This is a genomic window from Brevibacterium album DSM 18261, from assembly GCF_000426445.1.
GTDB lineage: Bacteria > Actinomycetota > Actinomycetes > Actinomycetales > Brevibacteriaceae > Brevibacterium > Brevibacterium album.
Map to the genome: position 1 here is coordinate 1 of NZ_AUFJ01000016.1, position 25755 is coordinate 25755.

Here is a 25755-nt window from a genome sequence, read left to right on the forward strand (position 1 = left end):
TGGTTTCCTGCCACACGGTATGATCTTCTCCTTTCCTTTATGGTTGTGGGTGTGGGGATTGTGTGTGGTTGTGGTTTTGCGGTGGTTATAGCGGTGGGGAAACGCCCGGATCCTTTCCGAACCCGGTTAGCTAAGCCTGCCAGCGCTGATGGTACTGCACCCTAGGGGGTGTGGGAGAGTAAGTCACTGCCGCAATGTTTTGTATGGTTGAGAGGCCCTGATCCCCTTGTGTGGGGGGTTGGGGCCTTTCCCTATTCACCAGACGCAACCCCCTGCCCTGGTGGCCAGGGTGGTGGTCGTGAGGACCTCAAACTGCTTCCAAGAGCAGCCCCGCCCGCGAGGACCCCACAGGACCGAGGGTATGGGGAGTGCCCGCCGTGTGGACTCGGCTCCGGCGAACGATCGGCCAGAGGTGTGCTCGGCTCCGCGTCCGGGCGAGTCCAGGCCGTCCCGGTCCGTTAGGGTCGGGGGCATGAAGCTCACCCTTCTCACCGGAGCAGGCATCTCGACGGCTGCGGGGATCCCCGACTTCCGGGGTCCGCAGGGCGTGTGGACGAGGGACCCCGAGGCCGAGCGGACGTCGACGCTGTCCTGGTACCTCGGCGACAGAGCGGTGCGGGAGCGCGCCTGGCGTCAGAGGGCCGAGGCCGCGGTCTGGGAGAAGGAGCCCACGGACGCGCACCGGGCGATCGCGGAGGCGGCCCGCATCCATGAAACAGAGATCATCACGCAGAACGTGGACGGTCTGCATCAGGCCGCCGGTTCCGCCCCGAGCTCCGTGCACGAGGTCCACGGCAGTGCACGGACATGGCGGTGTGAGGACTGCGGCGCCGCAGGCCCCATGGAGGAGGCCATGTGCCGCGTGGCGGCGGGAGAGACCGATCCTCCGTGCCCGCACTGCGACGGCATCATTCGAGCCGCGACGATCCTCTTCGAGGAGGTGCTGGAACCGGCGGTCATCGACGCGGCGATCGCGGCGGCCGAGCGCTGCGATGTCATGATCGCAGTCGGCACGGGACTGACGGTCCATCCCGTCGCGGGGCTGTTCCCTCTCGCGCGCGATCAGGGAGCCCGGGCATTCGTCGTCAACGCGGAACCCACCCCGTACGACGACCTGGCAGAGGAGACGCTCCGCGGCGACCTGCAGGAGGAGCTGCCGGCGCTCCTCGCCCGGCTGTGAGCCGGTGCGAGAGGCCTCAGCCTCCTGGTAGTCAGAACTCCTCGTAGACGGCGGGGTCCTGGTCCTTGAGGCGCCCGTCAGCACGGCCGAGACCGGTGATCGCCGCTGTCTCGTCCTCCCCGAGCGCGACGTCCAGCGCGGCAAGGTTCTCGCGCTGCCGCTGCGGATGTGCCGATTTGGGCAGGGGGAGGACGCCGCGGGCCGCATGCCAGGCGAGCACAGCCTGGGTCGCAGTGATGTCGTGTGCCTCGGCGACCTCCCGCACCACGGGCTCGTCCAGGACCGAGCTGCCGTAGGCACCGGCGCGGCCGATAGGACTCCAGGCCTGCGTGATGATCCCCTTCTCCCTGTGGTGCGCGAGCTGCTCCGCCTGTGGAAAGCGCGGGTGGAGCTCGATCTGGTTGACCTCCGGCATGACGCCTGTCGCGGCCTCGATCCGCTCCAGATGCTCGGGCAGGAAGTTCGAGACGCCGATGTGGCGCACGAGGCCCGCCTCGCGTGCGTCGACGAGCGCCTCCCAGGCCTCGACGTAGAGGCCCTGCGAGGGGTTGGGCCAGTGGATGAGCATGAGGTCGATCCGGCCGAGGCCGGTGCGGAGGACGGACTCCTGGATCGCTTCGTCGGCCAGCGGCCGTGCGTGGTGCCGACCGGCGAGCTTGGAGGTGAAGAAGATCTCGTCGCGGTCGATCCCCGAAAGCCGGACGCCCTCGGCGACAGCGGCCTCGTTCTCGTAGTTGAACGCGGAGTCCAGGAGTCGGTAGCCGGATTCCACCGCCCGAGCGACTGCCCGCGCACCGTCGAGACCGCGCAGCCGGTAGGTGCCGAGGCCGATGGACGGGAGCGAGAGCGGGTGGGCTGCCGTCTGCGACATGGGGTGGGGTCTCCTCACGGGTGTGCGACTGCTGACGTGTCCACGGTACAAGCTCCGCACCGCCTCGGCACCCCGTCCCGGATCCGCGCCGGGGTGCGGACAGCACGATGCCCGCGCACGATGAGCCGTTGTGCGCGGGCATTGCGATCCGCGGGCGCGGGGCGCCGGTGTCAGGCCCCGCCGCGGATGAGGTCGGAGGCTTTCTCCCCGATCATCATCGTGGTGATGTTGGGATTGACGGTGACGATCTCGGGCATGACGGAGGCATCGGCGACGCGCAGGCCTGTCACCCCTTTCACGCGCAGCTGTGGGTCGAGCGGGGAGTCGGGGTCGTCGGGGGCGCCCATGCGCACGGTGCCGGCCGGGTGGTAGACGGTGTTATGGGTCTTGAGGACGTACTCGCCGATCTCCTCGTCCGTGACTGCCTGACTGCCGGGAGAGAGCTCACGGCCGGCCCATTCGGCCATCGCCGGCTGGGCGACGATCCGGCGGGCGAGCTTGATGCCCTCGACGGCCACACGCAGGTCATGCCCTTCCTCGTCGGTGAAGTAGCGGGGGTCGACCTTGGGTTTGTCCCGGTAGTCGCAGGAGCGCAGGCGGACGGTGCCGCGGGATTTCGCCCGGGTGACGTTGGGGGTGAGGCAGAACTCCTCGTCCGCGCTCGGGTAGTCGTGGCGGCGGGTGTGCATATCGAAGGGCACGGTCCCGTAGTGCATCATGAGGTCGGGCCGGTCGAGGCCCTCGACGGTGGGGTGGAAGATGCCGATCTCCCACCACTGGGTCGAGGTCCGCGGCATGGGCTTCTTCGATTCCCAGCGGATGACCGCCTCGGGGTGGTCCTGCAGGTGGGAGCCCACCCCGGGGGAATCCACGCGGACCTCCACCCCGACCTCGCGCAGGTGCTGTGCCGGGCCGATCCCGGAGAGCATGAGCAGCTTGGGGGAATCGATCGCGCCGGCGGAGATGATGATCTCCCTGCTGGCTGCGATGCGGGCCTGCCGGCCGTGGGCATCGGCGACGATGTGGACGGCGGTGGCCCGGTTGTCCTCATCGAGTTCGATCTTCGTCACGTGGGTGTCGGTGAGGACCTGGAGGTTCTCCCGGTCGAGGACGGGGTGGAGGTAGGACACGGAGGCTGAGGCGCGGGTCCCGTCCTGTTTCCGGTTGATCTGGAAGAAGCTCGCCCCGTTCACCACGGTCTTACCGGTGTTGAAGCGGGCGCGGGGGATGCCGGCCTGTTCGCAGGCATCGAGGAGGTTGACTCCGGATTTGTCGTTGGGTGGGACGTTCATGAGCTCGACGGGGCCGTGCCTGCCATGAGAGCCGTCGGTGTCCTCGTTGTTCTCCAGGCGGGTGTAGAGGGGGAAGGTGTGCTCCGAGCCCCACCCGGTGCACCCGTATTCGTGTTCCCAGGCGTCGAGGTCTTCGGCCGGGGCCCAGAACGCGATGCAGGAGTTGTGGGAGGAGCAGCCGCCGAGGACCTTGGCCCTGGCGTGGCGCATGAAGGAGTTCCCCCGTTCTTGGTCCTCGATGGGGTAGTCCCAGTCGTACCCGGATTCCAGGAGGGCTGGCCAGTCCTCGAGGGTGAGAACGGCCGGGTCATCGACATCGGTGGGCCCGGCCTCGAGGAGCCCGACCGTGACGTCTGGGTTCTCACTCAGGCGTGCGGCCAGGGGCGCGCCTGCGCTGCCGCCGCCGATGACGAGGTAGTCGAAGGTGTGGAGTGTCTCCATGAGTGTGTGCTGCCTTCCGTGCGCTGGTGCGTGCTGCCGGCGCGGTCGTCTGCTGTCCCTGTTCTCGGCTGTCCCTGTGCTCTGCCGTTTCAGTCTTCGGCGAACCAGCCGGTGACGGCCGGTTCGGTGTTCTGGTAGATGTGCTTGGCCTCGAGGTACTCGCCCAGACCGGTGGGACCGAGTTCCCGGCCGAACCCGGACTGCTTGAACCCGCCCCATTCGGCCTGGGGCAGATAGGGGTGGAAGTCATTGATCCAGATGGTGCCGTGCCGCAGCCGCTTGGCGATCCGCTGGCCCTTGCCCGCATCCTGCGTCCACACCGCCCCTGCGAGCCCGTAGATCGTGTCATTGGCGATCGTGACGGCCTCGTCCTCGCTGGTGAAAGTCTCGACCGTGACGACCGGTCCGAAGGCCTCCTCGGTCACGACGGACATGCCTCGTTCCACCCGGTCGAGGACGGTGGGCATGTAGTAGAAGCCCTTCTCCAGGTCCCCGGTGCCCCAGGTCCCGCCGCAGCGCAGGCGCGCACCCTCGTCGATGCCTGCCTGTACGTAGGCGGTGACTTTGTCCCGGTGGGCGGCGGAGATGAGCGGGCCCGTCTGCGAGCGTTCGTCGTAGGGTCCGCCCACGCGGATCGCCTGCGCCCGGCGGACGAGTTCATCGGTGAATCGTTCGGCGAGGGATTCCTCGACGAGGAGGCGGGCGCCGGCGGAGCAGACCTGGCCGGAATGGACGAACGCGGCATTGAGGGCATTGTCCAGGGCCGCGTCGAAATCGGCATCGGCGAAGACGATATTGGGGTTCTTGCCCCCGAGTTCGAGCGCGACTTTCTTCACGGTGGCTGCGGCATTGGCCATGAGCAGCCGCCCGGTTTCCAGACCCCCGGTGAAAGACACGAGATCGACGTCGGGGTGGGTGGACAGGGGCCCGCCGGCGGTGGGGCCGGCGCCGAGGATGAGGTTGCCGACCCCGGCGGGCAGGCCGAGCTCGTCGAGGACGTCCATGATGAGGATCGCGGTGTGGGGTGTGAGTTCGGAGGGTTTGAGCACGAAGGAGTTGCCTGCGGCCAGGGCGGGGGCGATCTTCCATGCCGCCTGCAGGAGGGGGTAGTTCCAGGGGGCGATGAGTGCGCACACGCCGACGGGTTCGTAATCGATGCGGCTGCGCACGGCCGGGTCGCCGGGGTCGACGACCCGGCCGGCGTGGGAGTCCGCGATCTTGCCGAAGTAGTCGAAGCAGTTCGCGATGTCGTCCATGTCCGTGCGGGACTCATCGATGCGTTTGCCGGTGTCGGCGGTCTCGGCTTTCGCGAACTCCTCCTTCCTCTCGCGCAGGCGGCCGGCGACGGCCAGCAGGAAGTCGCCGCGCCGGGCGGCGGGCACGGAGGACCATGTGTCTGCGTCGAAAGCGCGGCGGGCGGCCTGGATCGCGGTGAGGGTGTCGGTCTCGGTGGCTTCGTCGACGACGGCGACGAGTTCGCCATCGGCCGGGCACCGGATCTCGCGGGTGCCGCCTGCCTGCGCGGTGGTCCACTGACCGTCGATGTACAGGGTAGTGGGCATGGGTTCTCTCCTTAAGTGGGTCACGGGGGCTGTGCTCTCGTGAGCGTGGTGCGGATCGTCGTGTGCGGCTGAGGCCGGGGGAGCGCGCAGCCGCGCTGTCAGGGTCCCCGACCATGCTGTCAGGTCTCCTGGGCGAAGTCGTCCTGCCAGTCGGGGTTCTCCGCGGGAGCGCCGTCGACGGCCAGCGTGCCGGAGTCCGAGGCAGCGATCCGCAGGAACTCGATGTGCGATTCGTACCGGGTGATGACATCGGTGATGATCTGGTCGCGCGAGTAGTCATAGACGTCGTAGCCGAGCGATCCGGACTCGGTGAAGACCTCGAGCCGGAAGGTCCTCTGCGTCGATGCGCCCGCATAGCCTCCCACTCCGGGTGCATTGCGGGGGACCGGGTGCACCTGATAGGTGAATGGCCGCTCACCGTCGAACACGGCGCAGATCTCCACGTAGTCGACCGACATGTCCGCGACCGGCTCTCGCCGCACGGTGGCCTCGAGGCCGTTGGCGCACAGCTCCTCGCAGACATCGCTGAGGGCCGGTTCGACGACGGCGGACTGGAAGCGCTGGGCCTGGGCCGCGGTGGGATGGGCCATGGTCCGCTTGAGCCGCTGCTTCCAGCTGAGGGTGCTGCCGCCGGCGGACAGGTTGGCGGGCAGGGCGGCATAGTAGCCCTGTATCTGATGCCGCTCGACTCGGAGGGCCTTGAACAGGGAGAACATCACGAGGTAGAGGACGATGCTGAAGGGCAGCCCGATGATCACCGTCGCCCCCTGCAGAGTGGGCACGCCGCCCACGATCAGCATCGCCAGGGTGAGCAGGCCCGTGGTGACCGACCAGAAGACGCGCACGCCCTTGGCGCCGTCGAGCTTGGGGTCCCTGATCGTCGAGGTGAAGTTCGAGAGGACGAGGGCGCCGGAGTCCGCGCTCGTGACGTAGAACAGGAGTCCCACGACGGTGGCCAGCCCCACCAGGAACGGGGCACCGGGATAGAGCGCGAGGAGATCGTAGAAGCCCTGCTCTGGCAGCTCGATGGTCGAGGCCGCGAAGGCCTCTCCACCGCTTCGCACGATGTCGAGGGCGCTGTTGCCGAACACGGAGATGAAGACCACGATGAAGAGCAGCGGGACGATGAGCACGCCGGTGACGAACTGGCGGATCGAACGGCCGCGTGAGATGCGGGCGAGGAAGAGGCTGACGAAGGGCGCCCAGGCGATCCACCAGGCCCAGAAGAAGAGCGTCCAGGCACTCATCCATTCGTCCGGCTGCTCCCAGGCGAAGGTCTCGAGCGTCATGTCTGCGAACCGGGCGACGAGATCGCCCACGTTCATCACGAGCGCGTCGAGGAGGAACCGGGTCTTGCCCGCCAGCACGATCCAGACGAGCATGACGATCGCGAGGACGACGTTGAGCTCGGAGAGGCGCCGGATGCCCTTCTCGACGCCGGAGACGGTGGAGACGGTGGCGAGCACGACGGCGAGGACGATGAGCCCGATCTGCGCACCTGTGCCGAGTGGCAGGCCGAACATCACATGGAGGCCGTAGTTGAGCTGGACGACGCCGATGCCCAGGCTGGTCGCGATGCCGAACACGGCGCCCAGCACCGCGGCCACGTCGACGGCGTCTCCGGCGACGCCGTTGATCCACCGGCCCAGGAGGGGCTGGAGCAGGCTGCGGATGGACAGGGGCATGTTGCGGCGGTAGGCGAAGTATGCGAAGGCCAGTCCCATGAGCGCGTACATCGCCCAGCCGGTGATCCCGTAGTGGAAGAGCGTCCAGACCACTGCCTGGCGGGCAGCTTCGACCGACTGGCCCTCGCCCGTGGGCGGCTGCATGTAGTGGGCGACGGGCTCGGAGACGGAGAAGAACATGAGGTCGATGCCGATGCCCGCGGCGAACAGCATGGACGTCCAGGTGAAGAGGTTGTAGGTCGGGCGGGAGTGGTCGGGGCCCAGCCGCACCCGGCCCACCCGGGAGGCGGCGATGACGACGACGAACACGATCATGAGGGTGGCGGTGAGGATGTAGTACCACCCGAAATTGGCGGAGACCCAGGTCACGGTGGAGGAGATGACCGTGTCCGCGTTCTCCGGGAAGAGGATCGCCCAGAGTGCGATCGCGAGGATGATCACGCCGGAGGCGATGAGCACCCGCCAGTTGATTCTGACGTCCGGTTCGTCGTCCGTGCCGGCATGGTTTTCCTGAGCTGCAGCAGAGCTCATCACAGCAGTCCTTCGCAGAAGATCGTTCGTTCGGCGTGCCCTCGGAGCATCCGCGAGGCACCCGCTTCGGCTTCGACAGTAACAAAAGACCTTGGTGAAGTGGAACTTCTGCGCCTGCGGGGCCTGCTGATATGAAACGCTCCGTGCGGTGTGAGGGGCAACACTCCCTGAGTGATAGACCCCTGCGTATCTGCGGATCAAAGCCTTCATCCCTGCCGCCTCCTGCCTCGCCCTGGCTCATGCGTCACTGATGAAATTGATGCTTTCAAGCAGTCCTCACTAGTGAACTTTCGGAGAGTCCGATCCCGCTCGCAGGTATCGGCCGACTGTGATGCCAGGAACCGGAGGGGAAGGCGGGCGGGTCGGGAAAGATGCGAGTGGGCGGGGGTGGAAGGTGGTCCGGGTGAGGGGCACCTGCCGGCGACGATGCTCGGGCGCGACGGCTGAGCGCGGTGACGCGAGTGGGGAACGGCACGTCGTGGGGGTGCTTCGGCGGCGTGATACGAGCCCGGCGCGCCTATAGACTGGCTGATCGGACCCCGGCGGCAGCCGGGCGCCGCCCCTCTGCGCAGAACTGGATCGAAGGACAGATCTCGGACGCATGGCCGGTGAGAGAGAACTTCAATAGCGACGACCGAGGACGGCGATGGCTGAGTCACAGGAGCACAGGTCAGAAGAGGGCGGAGGCCGCGGACGGGGCCCCCGACGCGAGGGGCGCGGTCCACAGGGGCACCGAGGGCGGCCGGGAAACGGCGGCCAGGGGCGTGACAGCCGGGGCCGTGACAACCGCCAGGGTGGCCGGGGCGGCGAGTCCCGCGGCGGCGGGAGCGGTGAGCGCCGGAACGATCGCGGGTACGGTCGGGACGACCGGCGCGGCGACGACCGGCGTCGGGACGACCGAGGAGCGGACCGCGGCGGCCGTGGGTACGGCCGCGATGAGCGGCGCGGCGACGAGCGTCGCAGCGGCGATCGTCGGTGGGAGGACCGCGGTGAGCGCGGTCCCCGCCGGGATGACCGGAACGGCTACTCACGTGACCGCCGGAGCTCCGGTCGTGATGAGCGCGGCGGTGACCGCCGCTGGGAGGATCGCGGCGACCGCGGCCCCAGGCATGAGGATCGCGGGCCGCGCCGTGACGATCGAGCTCCCCGCCGTGAGGATCGGGCGGGGGCCGGAGAGGATCGCCGTGGCTTCGGCCGCGACGACCGCCGAGGTGGTGACCGCCGCTGGGAGGACCGCGGTGATCGCGGGCCGCGCCGGGACGACCGCGGGCACGGCCGGGATGATCGCGGGCCGCGCCGGGATGACCGGGCCGGCCGTGGTGATGACAGGAAGGGTCGCGGGGGAGACCGCCGGGGCTTCGGCCGTGGCGACGACCGCCGCGGTGGCTCCCGTCGCGATGACAGGGCGCCCCGGCGCGAGACCCGTCCGCGTGCCCCGCAGATCCCCGAGGACATCACAGGCCGAGAGCTGCCCGGTGAGTTCCGCTCACAGTTGCGGACGCTGTCCAAGGAGGCCGCCGAGGCCGTGGCGAAGCACTTCGCCGCCGCCAGCGTCCTCATCGAGACGGATCCGGAGCTCGCGCACGAGCACTCGCAGGCCGCGGTGCGCCGCGGTTCCCGCGTGGGCGCCGTCCGCGAGGCCGCGGGCATCATCGCCTATCAGCTCGACCTCTTCGACGAGGCCGCCCGGGAGCTGCGCACGCATCGCCGCATCTCCGGGTCGAACGACAATCTGCCCCTGATCGCGGACGCCGAACGGGGTCGCGGCCGGCCCGCCAAGGCGCTCGAGCTGTTCGAGGAGGCCGAGGAGAAGGAGCTGGGCTCCGATCTCTACACCGAGCTGCTCATGGTCGCCGCCGGCGCGCACATCGACCAGGGCGACATCGGAGCCGCGCGCAGGCTGCTCGAGACCCGCCCCTTCACCGGCAACGCCAACGGCACCCTCGTCCGCCTGCTGTCCGTGTACTCGGATGTCATCCGCCTCGAGGGCGATGCCGATCTCGCGGACCGCTACGAGGAGCTCGCCCGCCGCACGGCCAAGGCGACGGGCACACTGTTCGGCGACGAGGAGATCGACCCGAACGAGGGCGTCGAGATCGTCACCCTCGAGGAGATCGAGCTGCCCGAGGACGAGGAGGGCGCAGAGTCAGAAGCAGAGGCGGAGCCCGAGCTCGCCGCTGACGACGCCACAGGTGATGACACCGCCGAGGCCCCCACGGCGACCGCGGACTCCGTCTCCGAGGAGGGACTGACGGTCGCCGAGACTCCGGACGACGCTCCTGCGGACGCACAGGAGGACCGTCCGGACGACGCGCACCGCGAGCAGGCGGAGGAGCCGGCCGCCGACTTCTCCGCAGTCGATGCCGAGTTCGATCCCGCGATCGTCGACGAGCTCGATGAGCTCCTCGCAGAGGAAGATGCGGAGGACACGGAGGACGCGCACCGTGAGGACTGAGGTCGCGCACCCGCAGGTCGCGGTCGGGGAGCCGTTCGACGGCATCCTGCTCGACCTCGACGGCTGCGTGTACGCCGGTGCCCGGCCCATCCCGGGCGCGGCCGAGGTCCTGCGCGGCCTCGCCGCGGCCGGCGTGCCCTATGGCTTCCTCACGAACAACGCCTCGCGCACGGCGGCGGAGGCGGCGGCCCACATCAGCAGCTTCGGCGTGGACGCCCGCGCCGAGCAGGTGATGTCCTCGGGCATGGTCGCGGCCCAGGCGCTCGCCGCCTCGGTGCCTGCGGGCGCGCGCGTGCTGGTGGTCGGCGCTCCCGCGCTCGCAGGCGAGATCGAGGCCGCAGGACTCGTCCCCGTCGCCTCAGCGGCCGAGGCGCCTGCCGCCGTCGTGCAGGGCTTCGCCGCGGACACGGACTGGCATGCGCTGGCCGAGGCCTGCGTCGCCGTCCGCGCGGGCGCGGAGTGGTGGGCGACCAATCTCGATCCCACCCTGCCCACCGAGCGCGGCCCGATGCCCGCCAACGGCGCATTCGTCCGGATCGTCGCGGAGACGACGGGGCAGCGACCGCGCGTCGCAGGCAAGCCCTCGGCGGCGATGATGGCCGCAGGAGCTCGCATGATCGGAGCGCAGCGACCGCTCATGGTCGGGGACCGCCTCGACACGGACATCGCGGGTGCACACGCCGCTGGCTTCCCCTCCGGACTCGTGCTCACGGGCGTGGACACCGAGGAGGCCGCGCGCACGGCGCCCGCCGACCGGCGTCCGGACTTCGTCCTCGACGATCTCACCGCCCTCGTGCCCGAGCACCGGGGGCGGCTGCGGAGGCTCGGATGAGCGGAGAGGCACCGCAGCAGGCGGACGCGCCCCTGCCGGGAGACGGGGTGCCCGTCCGCGCATGGGAGCAGCGCCTGCGCGAACTCGACGCCCTGGCCGCGGGCGGCGCCTCGGCCGATGCCGAAGGCAGCCCTCCGACCGAGGACGGCGCGGCCTCTGCTGCGGACGGCAGCGCGCTCACCGCGGGCGCCGAGGCGCTGCTCGGGGAGATCGAGACGGCCCTGGAGGAGCTGTGAGCTCCGGCGCGGACCTCCCCGGCGGCTCCGCCCTCGCGCTCGCCGCGGCCCGCCTCGACGTGGCCCTCGTCGCCGCGGGCCTCGCCGGTTCGCGCAACCGCGCCGCACGCGAGATCCGCGCCGGCCGGGTGCGGGTCGACGGCGCCGCCGCCGTGCGCCCCTCGGACCGCGTCGCCGCCGGTGCGGTGCTGCGCCTCGACGCACCGGACGCGTGGGTGGCCCGCAGCGCGCACAAGCTGCTGGGCGCGCTCGAGGACGCGGGTCTGCGCAGTTCCCTCACCGGTGCGATCTGCCTCGATGCGGGCGCCTCGACGGGAGGCTTCACCCAGGTGCTGCTCGCACACGGAGCCGCAGCAGTCCACGCCGTGGACGTGGGACGCGGACAGCTGGCGGAGCAGCTGCGCGCGGACCCCCGCGTCAGCGACCTCCCCGGCACCAACGTGCGCGCGCTCTCACCCGAGACCCTCTCCGGAGCGCCCGCACCGCCGTTCCACGCAGACGGCACGGTCGACCTCGTCGTGGCCGATCTCTCGTTCATCTCGCTCACCCTCGTGCTCGACGGGCTCCTCTCGGTGTGCCGTGAGGGCGCACTCCTCGGCCTCATGGTCAAACCGCAGTTCGAGCTGGGCCGCGCGGCCCTCGACAAGCACGGCGTCGTGACGGGGCATGCGGACCGGGTGCGCGCCGTGCTCGGCGTGGTCGACGCGCTCCGGGAGGCGGGCGCCGCACCGCTCGCCGTCTCCGCCTCGCACCTGCCGGGCCCCTCCGGCAACCGCGAGGCCTTCGTCTGGGCGCGGGCGGCACACGGGTCCGTCCCGACAGGCAGCCCCGGGGCTGCAGCCCGACCGGTCTCGAGCCTCGCCCCGTCAGCCGTCGAAGTGGTGTCGGGACGCGCGTTCGCCCTCCGCCCCGACACCGAGGCCGCCGTCTCCGCCGCACTGTCCGTGCGGCTCGCCGGTGCGGAAGGGGCATGAGCGCGCCGCCTGCACGGCCGCGGACGCGACGCGCAGCAGAGGTGCCGCATAGTATCGGTCCGGAGCGAGGACATCGGTGACGGAGAGGGATACCGCGTGAGCAGACAGATGTTGGTCGTCCTCCACCCCCACAGGGAGAGGGCGAGGGTGGCCGCCGTGCGGGTGTGCCGCGCCCTCGTGGCGAAGGGCATCACGCCGGTGATGTCGGCGGACCAGCACCAGGCCGTGGTCGCCGCCGCAGGGCCCGCCGCGGAGGAGGGGCTGCCCGAAGGGGTGAGGATCGTCCCACCGCCGGAACCGCCGGAACCGTCGGCAGCTGCCGGGCCGCGGACCTCACCGGAGCCCGCCGCGGTCGCACCTGCAGCGGGCTGCGAGCTCATCATCGTCCTCGGCGGCGACGGCACCATCCTCCGCGCGGCGGAGCTGTACCACCCCGCAGGCGTGCCGATCATGGGGGTGAACCTCGGGCACGTGGGCTTCCTCGCGGAGAGCGAGTCGGACGACATCGACGAGACCGTCGCCCGCGCCGCCGCCCGCGAGTACGACATCGAGTCGCGCCTCACCCTCGACATCACGGTCCGCCGCGGCGCGGAGCTCATCCACCGCGCCTGGGCGCTCAACGAGGCCACAGTGGAGAAGGGGCCGGGCAGCCAGATGATCGAGCTGAGCACCGGCGTGGACGACCGGCCGGTCTCGACGTACGGCTGCGACGGGGTGATCCTCGCCACCCCGACCGGCTCGACGGCCTATGCGTTCTCCGCCGGCGGCCCCATCGTCTGGCCCGATGTCGAGGCCCTGCTCATGGTTCCGATCAGCGCACACGCGCTCTTCGCCAAGCCGCTCGTCGTCTCGCCGGACTCCGTCATCGCCGTCGAGTACCTGCCCCGGCCCGCGAAGGACACGGCCGTCCTCTGGTGCGACGGCCGGCAGGAGCTCGAGCTGCCGGTGGGCGCGCACATCGAGGCCTGCCGCTCGCCCCGGCCGCTCCTCCTCGCGCGCCTGCGCCGGGGGCCCTTCACCGACAGGCTCGTCAAGAAGTTCCGGCTCCCGGTGGCCGGCTGGCGGGGACCGGCGGCGGAGGCACGATGATCACATCGATCGGCATCGAGAACCTCGGCGTCATCACGCACGCCCGGATCGACCTGGGCGCCGGGCTCACGGTCGTCACGGGCGAGACCGGGGCGGGCAAGACGATGTTCGTCACGGCGCTCGACCTCCTGCTGGGGCAGCGCGCGGAGACCTCGGCCGTCCGCCGGGACGCGGACCGGGCGGTCGTCGAAGGCATCTTCGCCCTGCCCGGCGCCGATGAGGAGGTGGACCCCGCGAGCGCGATCGACGCCGAGGGACGGGAGGTCTCCGCCGTCGCCGCCCGCATCGCCGAGGCCGGCGGCGACGTCGATGCCGAGGCCGTCCTCACCCGCATCATCCCCCGCTCCGGGCGCGCCCGGGCCACGGCAGGCGGCCGCACGGTCCCGGCCGCGGTGCTGCGCGAGGTCGGCTCCCAGCTCGTGAGCATGCACGGGCAGGCCGAGCAGCTCACCCTGCGCGGACAGGCCCAGCAGCGTGCGCTCCTCGACGGTGTCGCAGGCGCGCGCGGCGCCGAGGCGCGGGCAGCCTATGCCGAGGCCTACGCCGCCCACCGCGAGCTCGAGGCCGAGCACCGCAGGCTCGAGGAGACGCGCTCGGAGCGGGCCGCGCGGCTGGACTTCCTGCGCAGGGCGCTCGAGACCATCGACGCCGTGCGGCCGCAGCCCGGCGAGGACGCGGAGCTCGCGGCTCTGGCCGCCCGGCTGGGCGCGGCCGAGGACCTCCAGCAGGCGGTGGGAGGCGCGCACGCGCTGCTCATGGGCGACGACTGGTCGGAGCGGACCAGCGTGGTCGCGCTGCTGGCCGAGGCGCGGGAGTCCCTGTCGCGCGCCGCCGGGGTGGACGAGACGCTCGCGGCCCGGCTCGAGGCGCTCGAGGACGTCTCCGTCCGCACCGCCGACCTGGGGGCGGAGCTCTCGTCCTACCTCGCGGGCTTCGCGGACCAGGAGGGCATGTCGCTCGAGGATGCCGAGGCCCGCCGGGCCGCGCTGGGCTCGCTCTCGGCCTACGGCGAGGACCTCGAGGCGGTGCTCGCATTCGAGGAGCAGGCCGGCCGCGAGCTGCTCGAGCTCGAGAACTCGGAGGCCTCCCTCACGGACATGGCCGCGACCGTCGAGGCCGCGCGCGCCCGGCTCGAGGCCGCCGCCGAGGAGCTGCACGCGGTCCGCACACAGGCGGGCGAGGCCTTCGCCGCGGCGGTCGGAGATGAGCTCTCCGCGCTCGCGATGCCGCACGCCGCGCTGAGCTTCCGGGTCGAGCGCACCGCTCCGGCCGCCCACGGGGCGGACGACGTCCGGCTCCTCTTCACCTCGCACGCGGCCGCCGAGCCCGATGACATCGGGAAGACGGCCTCGGGCGGTGAGCTCTCCCGCGTCATGCTCGCGATCGAGGTGGTCCGCGCCCGGACCGAGGCCTTCCCCACCTTCGTGTTCGACGAGGTCGACGCCGGGGTGGGCGGCAAGGCGGCGGTGGAGATCGGCAGGCGACTCGCCCGGCTCGCAGCATCCTCCCAGGTCATCGTCGTCACGCATCTGCCGCAGGTCGCCGCCTGGGCCGACCACCACCTCGTGGTGCGCAAGACGGATGAGGGCACGGGGGCCGTGTCCGGCGTGCGGGAGCTGGCCGGCGAGGACCGCACCGAGGAGCTCGCCCGGATGCTCGCCGGCGTCGCGGACTCGTCCTCGGCGCGTGAGCACGCCGAGGAGCTCATGGGCGCGGCGGCGCAGGCGAAGGCGGACTTCCCGCGCACCGCAGACCGGGCATGAGCGCACCCGTGAGAGAATGACGCCACCATGATTCTGCGCAGATCACGTGAGCGGGTCGAGGTCGAACAGCGGGTGGGGCCCGCCGTCGTGCGACTCGACCGCCGGACCAAGGACCTCACGAAACGACTCCAGCCCGGCGACATCGCCGTCATCCGCCACGCGGACATCGACCGCGTGTCCGCAGAGGCCCTGGTGGCCTGCCGGCCCGCCGCCGTGGTCAACGCGCACAGGTCCGTGTCCGGCCGCTACCCCAACCTGGGCCCCGGCATCATCGTCGCCGCGGGCATCCCGCTCGTGGACGATGCGGGTGAGGAGCTCTTCGACGGACGCCTCACGGAGGGCGAGGAGTACGTGCTGGAGGACGGCGTCCTCCTCTCCGGAGACGAGGCCGTGGCCAGGGGCACGGTGCAGACCGCCGGGACGGTGGAGAAGGCGACGAAGGCGGCGGAGGCCGGCATGGGCGAGGTCCTCACGGACTTCGTCGACAACACGATCGAGTACATCCGCAAGGACTCGGACCTGCTCGCCGACGACTTCGAGGTCCCGCTCGTCCGCACCTCCTTCACGGGGCGCCATGCGCTCATCGTGGTGCGCGGGTACCACTACAAAGAGGACCTCGCGATGCTCGCGACCTACATCCGCGAGCACCGGCCGGTCCTCATCGGCGTGGACGGCGGCGCGGATGCGATCATGGAGGCGGGGCTGACCCCGCACATGATCGTCGGCGACATGGACTCGGTCTCCGATGCCGCGCTCACCTCGGGCGCGGAGCTCGTCGTCCACGCCTATCGCGACGGCCGGGCTCCCGGTGTGGAGCGGCTCACGGAGCTGGGCCTCGACTGCGTGAAGTTCCCGGCCTCGGGCACGAGCGAGGACATCGCGATGCTGCTGGCCGACGACAAGGGCGCCGAGCTCATCGTCGCGGTAGGCACGCACGACACCCTCATCGAGTTCCTGGACAAGGGTCGCAAGGGCATGGCCTCGACGTTCCTCACACGCCTGCGCGTGGGCAGCAAGCTCATCGACGCGAAGGGCGTCTCACTGCTCTACCGGCAGCGGATCGGGGCCTGGCAGCTCGTGCTGCTCGCCGTGGCCGGCCTCGTCGCGCTGGGCGCGGCGCTCGCGGCGACCGCAGCCGGACAGACCCTGCTGGGTCTCGTCATGGCCCAGCTCGACGGCTTCTTCCAGTGGGTCTCCTCGCTGTTCGGCGGCGGTGCCGCCGACCCGGTGAGCCTCGCCCCGCCCGCGTCCGAGACCCCCTCCGCAACCGCCATCGCACATCCCCGAGGACTGAGCCACCCGTGATCGACTTCCGCTACCACCTCGTCTCCCTCATCTCGGTGTTCCTCGCGCTCGCGGTGGGCATCGTCCTGGGAGCGGGCCCGCTCCAGGAGCCGATCGGCACGTCCCTGCAGGGGCAGGTCGATGCGCTGCGCACCGACCGCGACAATCTCCGGGCGGAGCTCGACCACGCGCGCAACGACGCCGCGCAGCTCTCCGCCTTCATCGATGCGAGCGCCGGTGAGCTGACCGAGGACGCCCTGAGCGGGACCTCGGTGGCGCTCGTGCGCCTGGCCGGCGCCGATGCTCCGGCCGGCGACGCGGTCGCGGAGTCGATCGGCACGGCCGGCGGCACGGTCGCCTCCGATGTCGCGCTCTCCGACACCGCCTTCGATGCGGGGGACGCAGAGCTCCTCGCAGCGCTGCGCGAGGCCGATGCCTCCCTGCCGGCCGATGACGCCGAGGCGGTGCGCGTCGCCGTCGTGCGCGCGCTCGCCCCTGCAGAGGGCGAGGAGGGCGCAGGCTCCGAGACGCAGCCGACGGAGGGCGCCGAGGAGGGTGAGGGCACCGAGGCCCCGCGCAGCAGCGGGGTCGACGAGCAGACCGCCGAGGCGCTCTTCTCCGTCCTCGCGGACGCCGGACGGTTCACCTCCGGCGAGCGCGCAGCCGCCGATGCCGTCGTCGTCATCGCACCGGCGGATCCCGCCGAGGCCGAGGGGCCTGCGGCGGACGGAACCGAGGCCACGGACTCCGCCGAGGAGGCCGCGCCCACGGACGAGGCGGGCGATGCCGGGGCCGACGCGCCGACGGAGGCGGACATCGCCGCAGCCGCGGCGTTCTCCCGCGAGCTCGGGGACTCCGCGGATGCCGTGATCGCCGGTTCCCGCGCCTCGGCGGTCCAGGGGCTCATCGCGGAGCTGCGCAGCGAGGGCGAGGGGCTCACGACGGTGGACTCGCTCGACCTGGCCGCCGGCCCCGTCCTCGTGCCGCTCGCGGTGCGGGCCGCCGACGCCGGGACCCGCGGGCACTACGGCACCACCCAGTCCGCCGACTCCGTCCTGCCGGAGGCCTCATGACCCGCACAGGACCGATGCACAGGGGCACCGTGCGCGCGAGCCTGGTCCGGACGGGACTGGCCGCCGCAGCCGGGGCGCTCGCCGCCCGGGGTGTGAACGCGCTCCGTGAGACCGCCGCCCAGCGCTTCCCCGACCTCGTCCGCGAGAACCACGCCGGTGCCCCCGTGTCCCTGCTCGAGGGGCCCGCGCAGACGGCAGGTCTGCTGGCCGCCTGCGTGCTCGCTCCGGGGGGTCGCGTGCGCGCGGCGTGCCTGCTCGCGGTGGGCGCGTCCGGTGCGCTCGGCGCCAATGACGACTTCCACGAGACGGGGTCCTCGAAGGGCCTGCGCGGCCATCTCAGCGCGCTCGCCCGCGGCGAGGTCACGACGGGCGCGCTCAAGGTGATCGGCATCCCGGTCGCCTCCGTCGCCGCCTGCGCGCTCCTGCGCAGGGATGCGCAGACCGTGCTCGGCCGCGCCTGCGATGCCGTGCTCGCCGGCGGTGTGGTGGCCGGCACCGCGAACCTCATGAACCTCTTCGATCTGCGGCCCGGCCGCGCCCTCAAGGCGGCAGGCGTCATCCTGGGGCTGCAGACGGCGGCCTCGGCGCTCCCGGGCGGCACGGTCGGGACGAGCGGTGCCGGGACGGGCGCTGGTGGGACGGGCACGGTTCCCGCGCAGGCGCGCAGCGCCTCCGCAGTGCTGGCCGGCGGAGTCCTCGGCACCGCGGGCGTGCTGCTGCCGGACGATCTGGCAGGGCGGAGCATGCTCGGCGACACCGGCGCCAACGCCCTGGGTGCGGCCCTCGGCCTGCGCAGTGCGCTGACGGCCTCGCGCGGCCGGCTCGTGTGCGAGCTCGCGGTCCTCGCCGCGCTCACCCTCGCCAGCGAGAAGGTCTCCTTCACCCGGGTCATCGAATCCACCCCGGGGCTGCGCGAACTCGACGCCCTCGGCCGCTGATGCCCCGACTCCTCCGCCTCGCGGCCTCGGCCGCGCTCCTCGTCTCGCTCGCGACCCTGGCCGCGCGGCTGTTCGGCTTCATCCGCTGGATCGTCTTCTCGCCCACGGTGGGCGCGGGCGCGGTGGGCACCGCCTACCAGTCCGCGAACCAGGTGCCCAACATCCTCTACGAGGTCGTGGCCGGGGGAGCGCTCGCCGGTGCGGTCGTGCCGCTGCTGGCGGCACCGCTGGCGGCGCGGGCCCGGGCGGGCGGGGACGCGGAGACGGCCTCGCGCATCGCCTCGGCGCTGCTCACGTGGTCGGTCACCCTCACCCTGCCGCTCGCGGTGCTCGTCGCGGTGCTGCGCGAACCGCTCGCGGCCGCGCTCGCCCCGGCCGATTCCCCCGAGGCCGCCGGGCTCATCGCAGGCTTCCTGCTGGTCTTCGCCCCGCAGCTCGTGCTCTACGGGATCGGGGGAGTGCTCACGGGCGTGCTGCAGGCGCACCGCCGGTTCCTGTGGCCGGCGTTCATGCCGCTCGTGTCCTCGGTCGTAGTGATCGGCGTCTACGCGGGCTATGCCCAGATGCGCGGGCCCGGTGCCGAGGCCGGCGGCGATGCGCTCGCCCTGCTCGCCTGGGGCACCACGGCGGGCGTGGCGGCGATGACGCTGCCGCTCGCGCTGCCGGTGCGCGGGACGGGCATCCGGGTGCGGCCCACATGGCGCTTCCCGGAGGGCGTGGCCCACCGCGCGGTGCGGCTGGCGGCGGCGGGCATGTCCGTCCTCCTCGCGCAGCAGGCGGCGACGCTCGTCATCATGCTCGTGTCCAACCGCGTGGGCGGCAGCGGGGTCTTCGTGGTGTTCGGCTACGTCCAGGCCGTGTACCTCCTGCCGTACGCGGTGCTGGCCGTCCCGGTCGCCACCGTCGCCTTCCCCAAGCTCGCCGCCCTCGTCGCGGAGCGGACGGAATCAGCCCCGGAGCGCGCCGAGGCCGGCGGCACTGAGGCGGAACCGGACGCGGATGCCGCGACCGATGCCTTCATCGCCGGCACCACGCGGCTCGTCGTGCTGCTCGGCTGTGCGGGCGCGGCCGTGCTGGCCGCGGCCGCGGCGCCCCTGCAGACCTTCTTCTCCGTCCTGGACGTGGCCCGTGCGGAATCGGCCGCCTCGCTGAGCGCCCTCGGGCTCACGGTCCTGCTCATCGCCGCGGCGGTGCCGGGCTGGTGCCTCATGGCCTGGGGGACGCGCGTCTTCTACGCGCTGGAGCGCTCCCGTCATGCCACGGCGGCCGCGGTGATCGGCTGGTCCCTCGTGGCGCTCGCGGTGCTCGCCGCCGTGCCCTTCATCGCGGCGGACCCGGCACGGCAGACCCTCGTGGCGCTCGGGCTCGCGCACGCCGTGGGCATGAGCGCGGCGGGGATCAGCCTGCTCGTCGGCATCGCGCGGGTGCGCGGCCGAGCTGCGCTCGCAGGCCTGGGCCGCACGCTCGTCGTGGGTCTGGCGGGGGCTGCGGCAGGCGGCGCGGCGGGGTTCCTCACGGCGCAGCTGGCCGCCTCCGGCCTCACCGCCCTGCTCTCAGGCCTCTCTCCGCACCCGGCCGTCGTCGCCGTTCTCGCGGGCGTCTGCGCGGGGCTCGTGGGCCTGACCGTCGTCGTCCTCACCGCCTTCGCGGCGGACCGCCGTGCGCTCATGCAGGTGAAGCAGCTGCGCTGAGCCCGGGGAAGCAGCTGCGCTGAGGGCCGCGCGGCGAGCCCGTGCGCGCACCGCTCGCCGTTAGACTCGACCCATGCGGATTCTCCTTGTGCTCGGAACCTCCACCGGCGGGGTCGGAACCCATGTCGCCGCCGCTGCCAGGAGCTTCGCCGAGGCCGGCCATCGCGTGGGCGTCATCGGTCCCGCGGCCACAGAGGAGCAGTTCGGCTTCGACGACCGGCCGCGCGTCATGTTCGCCCCGCTCGAGATCCCCGTGGGCGTGGGCCCGCGGGACGTGCGGACGGTGCGGCGCCTCCGCCGCCTCATCGCGGCCTTCCGCGCGGACGTCGTGCACGCGCACGGCTTCCGTGCCTCGCTGCTGGTCTCCGCCGCCCTTGCGGGGCTGCGGCCGAGACCCGGGTTCCTCTCCAGCTGGCACAACACGATCATGAGCACGGGCCGCAGAGCGGCCGCCGAGCGCCTCGTCGCCCGGCGCATCGCACGCTCCGCGGACGCCGTGCTGGGCGCGAGCGAGGACCTCGTCGGACTCGCCCGGGAGCTCGGCGCCTCACGCGCCTCCCTCGCTCCTGCCGCCGCGCCGCCTCCGCGGTTCAGCGAGGACGTGAACTCGGCCCTGCTGCGTTCGCGCCTGGCCCGCGAGCTGGCCTTCGACCGGCGCGGGCTCATCCTGCTCGCGGTGGGCCGCGTCGCCCCGCAGAAGGACTACGACCTCCTCCTCGAGGCGCTGGCGCTGCTGGCCCCCGAGCACCCCGAAGTGCACTGCCTCATCGCCGGAGCCGCCGATCCCGAGGAGCTCGATCGCCTCAGGTCCCGGGTCGCGGAGCTCGCGGCCGCCGGGCGCCGGCCCTCCGTACACTTCCTCGGCCAGCGCGGCGATGTGGGTGCGCTCAACCAGCTCGCGGACGCCTTCGTGCTCACGAGCCGCTGGGAGGCCCGCGCCCTCGTCCTGCAGGAGGCGATGCTCGCGGGCAAGGCGATCGTCGCCACCGCGACGGGCGGGACGCCGGGGCTCGTCGGCGATGCCGGGATCCTCGTCCCGGAGGGCGATTCCGCCGCCTTCGCCGCCGCGCTCAGGCGGATCATCGAGGATCCCGCCCTCCGCGAGGAGCTCGGGCACAGGGCCGCCCAGCGCGCCCTCGAGCTCCCGGACGAGGCCCGCGCGGCGGAGATCCTGCTCGAGGCCTATGCCGCGGCGGGGGCCGCGCCGGCGGACCGGTGATCGTCGAAGGTACGCAGCCGGTAGTCTTGTCACCAGCGCGGCCGGCACCCGGCCGCATCACGTCCGTGACGTCCGGGAGGGAACCGCACATGCACGCAGACCACGAGCAGGCCCAGCTGCCGCCGCAGACCCGCATCCTCCACGTGCTCGCCGGCACGCGGGGCCCTGTGGGCGAGGCCGGGGCCGTCGTGGCCGAGGCGCAGACGGGAGGGGGCCACCGGGTCGGCGTCGCCGCCCGGCACTCCGTTCTCGAGGCCCTCGGGTTCCTGCCCGCGGTCGTCCCCTCCTCGGGCTCCGCACCCGCAGTCGGCCGCGATCGCGGCAGCGAGCTCGTCGCCGTGCACCTGCCGTTGCGCGACCACATCGGGCTCGCGGACCCCGGCATCGCCCTCGACCTCCACCGCCTCTACCGGCACGTCGACGTCGTCCACGCCCACGGCCTGCACGCCGCCGCGCTCGCGGGCCTCGGCATGACCGGACTGCCCGCGCGCCTGCGCCCGGCCCTCGTCGCGACGGTGGGCCGCTTCCGTCCGCAGAGCACGCTCGACGCGGCCGCCGCAGGCATCGTCTCTCGCACCGCCGCCGTCGTCCTCGGCACCACCGCGCCCGTCGTCGACCGCTTCGCAGACGCCGTGCCCGTCGCCGAGCGCGCACGGCTGCTCTCCCCGGACGTCTCCGAGCGCCTGGCGCCGGCGGTGGGCAGGAAGCAGGTGCGCGAGAACCTGGGAGTGCCCGCGGGCGCCTTCCTCGTCGCCGCTCCGATGTCCGTCACCGACGGCGATGAGCTCACCACCTTCCTCGAGGCCGCGGTCACGATGTTCGACCACCGTCCCGACCGGCGCGTCGTCTTCGCGCTCACGGGCGCCGGCCGCGAGCGCTCGACGGTGCGCCAGGCATTCGTGGGCCGTCACCCCGTCGTGCTCGCCCCCGAGGGCACGGCCGTGGACGTCCTCGCGGCCGCGGACGTCGTCGTCGCGACCGCGGACATGACGCTCGCGGAGCCCGAGTCCCTCATGCAGCTGGGCAGGCCCGTCGTGGTGCTCGGCGGCGAGCGCACGGCGCGGGTGTGGGGCGAGGCGGCCGTCCGCGTGGACGTCGACGATCCCGCCGGGCTCAACGGGGCGATCAGCGATCTGCTCGACTCGCCGGCCAAGCGCGTCGAGGCCGGCTTCGCGGTCCGCCGCCGGGTCGACGACGTCTCCGGCGCGGAGTTCCTCGCCGAGGAGCTGCTCGAGACCTACGCCGCGGCGCTCGCGCACCGCCGCTGACGGCGCGCGAGCCTGGGAGTTCACACAGCGGTAACCGTGAACCCCCGTGCCGGGCCCGACTCGCTGGTAGGGTGGAAGTCCGTGGTGAACCGACTGAGCACAGATGGTGCGACCAGAACCCGACACATCTTCGTCACCGGCGGCGTGGCCTCGTCCCTGGGGAAGGGACTGACGGCTTCGAGCCTCGGACAGCTCCTCACGCAGCGCGGACTCAGCGTCGCGATGCAGAAGCTCGATCCCTATCTCAACGTCGATCCCGGCACGATGAACCCCTTCCAGCACGGCGAGGTCTTCGTGACCGACGACGGCGCGGAGACCGACCTGGACATCGGCCATTACGAGCGCTTCCTCGACCGCTCGCTCGACGCCGGAGCAAACGTCACGACCGGACAGGTCTACTCCTCCGTCATCGCGAAGGAACGCCGCGGAGCCTACCTGGGCGACACGGTCCAGGTCATCCCGCACATCACGGACGAGATCAAGGCCCGCATGCGCGCGCAGGCCGCACGGCCCGCCGGCGAGGCCCCGGACGTCATCATCACGGAGATCGGCGGAACCGTGGGCGACATCGAGTCGCTGCCGTTCCTCGAGGCCGCGCGCCAGGTGCGCCACGACCTCGGCCGCGACGACGTCTTCTTCGTCCACGTCTCCCTCGTGCCCTACCTCGCCCCCAGCGGCGAGCTCAAGACCAAGCCCACGCAGCACTCCGTGGCTCAGCTGCGCAGCATCGGCATCACACCGGATGCGATCGTGCTGCGTGCGGACCGCGAGCTGCCGGAGTCCATCTGCCGCAAGATCGCCGCCGCATGCGATGTCGACGCCGAGGCCGTGGTCCCGTGCGTCGATGCGCGCAGCATCTACGACATCCCCAGCGTCATCCACGCGGGCGGCCTCGACTCGTATGCGATCCGGCGCCTCGGCCTGCCGCTGCGGGACGCGGACTGGAGCCGCTGGGACCGCCTGCTGACCCAGGTGCACGCACCGGAGCACACCGTCACGGTGGGCCTCGTGGGCAAGTACGTGGACCTGCCCGACGCCTATCTCTCCGTCACCGAGGCGCTGCGCCACGGCGGCTTCGCCCACAGCACGCGCGTGCAGATCCGCTGGATCGCCTCGGACACCTGCGAGACGGCCGACGGCGCGGCCGAACAGCTCTCCGGGCTCGACGCGATCTGCGTGCCCGGCGGCTTCGGCATCCGCGGCATCGAGGGCAAGCTCGGCGCCCTGCGCTGGGCGCGCGAGCACGGCGTGCCCGCCCTCGGCCTGTGCCTGGGCATGCAGTGCATGGTCATCGAGTACGCGCGCACCGAACTCGGCCTGGCGCACGCCTCCTCGACGGAGTTCGATCCGGGCACGTCCGAACCCGTCATCGCGACGATGGACGAGCAGCGCGCCGTCGTCGAGGGCGCGGGAGACCTCGGCGGGACCATGCGGCTGGGCCTGTACCCCGCCGTCCTGCGTCCGGGATCCGTCGTGGCGCGGGCCTACGGGGCCGAGGAGGCCTCGGAGCGCCACCGGCACCGCTACGAGGTGGGCAACGCCTACCGTGAGCGGCTCGTGGAGGCCGGCCTCGTGGTCTCGGGCACCTCGCCCGACGGGGCCCTCGTCGAGTACGTGGAGCTGCCCGCCGAGGTCCATCCCTACTACGTCGGCACGCAGGCGCACCCCGAGCTGCGGAGCCGGCCCACCCGCCCGCATCCGCTCTTCGCCGGCCTCGTGGGCGCGGCCCTCGCGCAGCGGCAGGAGTCCGCATGATCGCCGATGAGCCCGTCGAGGTCCCGGTCACGGAGCGGGAGACGGTCTACTCGGGCTTCGTGTGGGACATCGTCCGCGAGACGTTCTCCCTGCCGGAGTCCGAGGAGCCGCTCACCCGCGACACGATGGCCCATCCCGGTGCCGTTGCCGTCGCCGCGGTGGACGAGGCCGATCGCATCCTGCTCATCCAGCAGTACCGGCACCCCATCCGCACCCGCGACTGGGAGGTGCCCGCGGGTCTTCTCGACGTGGCCGGGGAGCATCCCGCGGTGGCCGCACGGCGCGAGCTGGGGGAGGAGGCGGACCTGTGCGCCGAGGACTGGCACACGCTCGCCGATCTGTTCACCTCCCCGGGCGGTTCGGACGAGAGGGTCCGCATCTACCTCGCGCGGGGGCTGAGCCGGCTGCCCGCGCACGCGCTCACGGAGCGGGAGGGGGAGGAGCGCGGCATCGTGCTCCGCCGCGTCCCGCTGGACGAGGCGCTCGAGGCAGTCCTCACCGGACGGGTGCGCAATGCGATCGCCCAGCTCGCGGTGCTCCACGCACACGCGGCCCGGGGCCGGGGCTGGACGGGGCTGCGCTCCGCCGACGAGCCCTGGCCGACGGGCACCGGACCGACGGGCACCGGGGCGCACTGACGTGGCCCGGCACGGTGCCCAGCTGCTGCCGGAGGGACCGCGATCCCTGGTCTCCCCGGCGGGGGACTATCTCGCGCACCTGCAGCTCGAGCGCGGGCTCTCGGCCCACACCGTCGACGCCTATGCGCGCGATCTGCGCCGCTATCTCCTGTGGCTGGAGACGCAGGGGATCGCGGAGCCGGGTGCCGTGACCGAAGCCGATGCGCTGGGCTTCCGCCGCGCCCTCGACGAGGCGGGGCTCGCCCCGGCCTCCGTCTCGCGGATCGTCGTGGCGGTGAGGCGCTTCCACGACCACCTCGCCGCGGAGGGCGCCGCCCCCGGCGATCCTCTCGCGCAGCTGCCGCCCCCGGCCCTGCGGGACAGCCTGCCGAAGGCGCTGCGGATCGACGAGGTCGAGGCGCTGCTCGCACAGACGGCGGGGGACGCTCCCGTCCTCCGCCGGGCCGCGGCGCTGCTGGAGCTGCTCTACGCGACGGGTGCGCGTATCAGCGAGGCGGTGGGCCTCGACCTCGACGACCTCGACCTCGACCACCGCGTGGTGCGCCTCTACGGCAAGGGCGGCAAGGACCGCCTCGTGCCCCTGGGCTCGCACGCCGCGGCCGCGCTGGAGGCGTGGACGGTGCGGGTCAGGCCCGGGTTCGCCGCGGCCTCGGACGCCTCCCGCGGCGCGGTCTTCCTCAACCAGCGCGGCACCCGGCTGAGCCGGCAGTCGGCCTGGGCGATCGTCAAGGAGGCCGCGCACAGGGCCGGCATCGCCGATGTCACCGCGCACACCCTGCGCCACTCCTTCGCCACCCACCTGCTCGAAGGCGGGGCCGACATCCGGGTCGTGCAGGAGCTGCTGGGGCACGCCTCGGTCGTGACGACGCAGATCTACACGCGGGTGACGGCGCAGACGCTGCGCGAGGTCTACGCCGTCTCGCACCCGCGTGCGGGCGCAGCCGCCCCGCGTCCGAGATAGGCTTGGACGCAGGCGGC

21 protein-coding genes and 1 rRNA gene are annotated in these 25755 nt (G+C 72.4%); 17 read left to right on the top strand and 5 right to left on the bottom strand.

The window, feature by feature from the left end; genetic code table 11:
- Positions 1 to 77 precede the first annotated feature (77 nt).
- Positions 78 to 195 (top strand): 5S ribosomal RNA (gene rrf / locus K318_RS0113170).
- Between the two features lie 277 nt (positions 196 to 472).
- Positions 473 to 1180, top strand: coding sequence for an SIR2 family NAD-dependent protein deacylase (locus tag K318_RS0113175; protein ID WP_029089819.1), 708 nt, complete (start codon positions 473 to 475; stop codon positions 1178 to 1180).
- A 31-nt stretch (positions 1181 to 1211) separates the two neighbouring features.
- On the opposite strand, the gene K318_RS0113180 is transcribed toward K318_RS0113175, so the two are convergent.
- From K318_RS0113180 to K318_RS23890, 5 genes are all read right to left on the bottom strand, one after another.
- Positions 1212 to 2051 (bottom strand): aldo/keto reductase, encoded by an 840-nt coding sequence (locus K318_RS0113180; RefSeq protein WP_029089820.1) that lies wholly within the window; start codon positions 2049 to 2051, stop codon positions 1212 to 1214.
- Between the two features lie 170 nt (positions 2052 to 2221).
- Complete coding sequence (locus K318_RS0113185) at positions 2222 to 3784, bottom strand: GMC family oxidoreductase (RefSeq protein WP_029089821.1); 1563 nt, start codon at positions 3782 to 3784, stop codon at positions 2222 to 2224.
- An 89-nt stretch (positions 3785 to 3873) separates the two neighbouring features.
- Positions 3874 to 5346: an aldehyde dehydrogenase family protein gene (locus K318_RS0113190; RefSeq protein ID WP_029089822.1), complete on the bottom strand. Its 1473-nt coding sequence runs from the start codon at positions 5344 to 5346 to the stop codon at positions 3874 to 3876.
- A gap of 119 nt (positions 5347 to 5465) precedes the next feature.
- The gene (betT, locus tag K318_RS21885) at positions 5466 to 7562 is read right to left on the bottom strand and encodes a choline BCCT transporter BetT (protein ID WP_084500211.1); all 2097 of its coding nucleotides are present in this window, start codon (positions 7560 to 7562) and stop codon (positions 5466 to 5468) included.
- Between the two features lie 1027 nt (positions 7563 to 8589).
- A complete protein-coding gene (locus K318_RS23890) occupies positions 8590 to 8835 on the bottom strand; it encodes a hypothetical protein (protein ID WP_051298000.1) in 246 nt (81 codons plus the stop codon).
- Positions 8836 to 9087: 252 nt separating this feature from the next.
- Between K318_RS23890 and K318_RS21890 the strand changes: the two genes are divergently transcribed.
- From K318_RS21890 to K318_RS0113270, 15 genes are all read left to right on the top strand, one after another.
- On the top strand, positions 9088 to 10017 hold the full coding sequence (locus tag K318_RS21890) for a hypothetical protein (protein WP_156914017.1): 930 nt from the start codon (positions 9088 to 9090) through the stop codon (positions 10015 to 10017).
- Positions 10007 to 10849, top strand: coding sequence for an HAD-IIA family hydrolase (locus K318_RS21895; RefSeq protein WP_051298002.1), 843 nt, complete (start codon positions 10007 to 10009; stop codon positions 10847 to 10849). The genes K318_RS21890 and K318_RS21895 overlap by 11 nt, the downstream gene beginning before the upstream one ends.
- Entirely contained in the window at positions 10846 to 11085 is a 240-nt protein-coding gene (locus K318_RS25630) for a hypothetical protein (RefSeq protein WP_029089823.1), read from the top strand. The genes K318_RS21895 and K318_RS25630 overlap by 4 nt, the downstream gene beginning before the upstream one ends.
- The gene (locus K318_RS21900) at positions 11082 to 12059 is read left to right on the top strand and encodes a TlyA family RNA methyltransferase (RefSeq protein WP_156914019.1); all 978 of its coding nucleotides are present in this window, start codon (positions 11082 to 11084) and stop codon (positions 12057 to 12059) included. Before K318_RS25630 ends, K318_RS21900 begins: the two co-directional genes overlap by 4 nt.
- Before the next feature lie 96 nt (positions 12060 to 12155).
- Positions 12156 to 13148: an NAD kinase gene (locus tag K318_RS0113220; RefSeq protein WP_029089824.1), complete on the top strand. Its 993-nt coding sequence runs from the start codon at positions 12156 to 12158 to the stop codon at positions 13146 to 13148.
- Positions 13145 to 14911 carry a DNA repair protein RecN gene (gene recN, locus K318_RS21905; RefSeq protein WP_035282027.1) on the top strand — a complete coding sequence of 589 codons (1767 nt, stop codon included), beginning with the start codon at positions 13145 to 13147 and terminating at the stop codon, positions 14909 to 14911. Before K318_RS0113220 ends, recN begins: the two co-directional genes overlap by 4 nt.
- A 27-nt stretch (positions 14912 to 14938) precedes the next feature.
- Positions 14939 to 16216: a putative cytokinetic ring protein SteA gene (gene steA, locus K318_RS21910; RefSeq protein WP_051298003.1), complete on the top strand. Its 1278-nt coding sequence runs from the start codon at positions 14939 to 14941 to the stop codon at positions 16214 to 16216.
- Positions 16213 to 17268, top strand: a complete 1056-nt coding sequence (locus tag K318_RS0113235) for a copper transporter (protein ID WP_029089825.1) — start codon at positions 16213 to 16215, stop codon at positions 17266 to 17268. Before steA ends, K318_RS0113235 begins: the two co-directional genes overlap by 4 nt.
- Positions 17265 to 18206: a hypothetical protein gene (locus K318_RS0113240; protein ID WP_245579910.1), complete on the top strand. Its 942-nt coding sequence runs from the start codon at positions 17265 to 17267 to the stop codon at positions 18204 to 18206. The genes K318_RS0113235 and K318_RS0113240 overlap by 4 nt, the downstream gene beginning before the upstream one ends.
- Positions 18206 to 19897, top strand: coding sequence for a murein biosynthesis integral membrane protein MurJ (gene murJ / locus K318_RS21915; RefSeq protein WP_051298004.1), 1692 nt, complete (start codon positions 18206 to 18208; stop codon positions 19895 to 19897). The genes K318_RS0113240 and murJ overlap by 1 nt, the downstream gene beginning before the upstream one ends.
- Before the next feature lie 73 nt (positions 19898 to 19970).
- A complete protein-coding gene (locus K318_RS21920) occupies positions 19971 to 21116 on the top strand; it encodes a glycosyltransferase family 4 protein (RefSeq protein ID WP_035282029.1) in 1146 nt (381 codons plus the stop codon).
- A gap of 89 nt (positions 21117 to 21205) precedes the next feature.
- Positions 21206 to 22384, top strand: coding sequence for a glycosyltransferase (locus K318_RS0113255; RefSeq protein WP_051298005.1), 1179 nt, complete (start codon positions 21206 to 21208; stop codon positions 22382 to 22384).
- An 81-nt stretch (positions 22385 to 22465) separates the two neighbouring features.
- Positions 22466 to 24139, top strand: coding sequence for a CTP synthase (locus tag K318_RS0113260; RefSeq protein ID WP_051298006.1), 1674 nt, complete (start codon positions 22466 to 22468; stop codon positions 24137 to 24139).
- Positions 24136 to 24777 carry an NUDIX domain-containing protein gene (locus tag K318_RS21925; protein ID WP_035282033.1) on the top strand — a complete coding sequence of 214 codons (642 nt, stop codon included), beginning with the start codon at positions 24136 to 24138 and terminating at the stop codon, positions 24775 to 24777. The genes K318_RS0113260 and K318_RS21925 overlap by 4 nt, the downstream gene beginning before the upstream one ends.
- Position 24778: 1 nt before the next feature.
- A complete protein-coding gene (locus tag K318_RS0113270) occupies positions 24779 to 25738 on the top strand; it encodes a tyrosine recombinase (RefSeq protein WP_029089829.1) in 960 nt (319 codons plus the stop codon).
- Positions 25739 to 25755 lie beyond the last annotated feature (17 nt).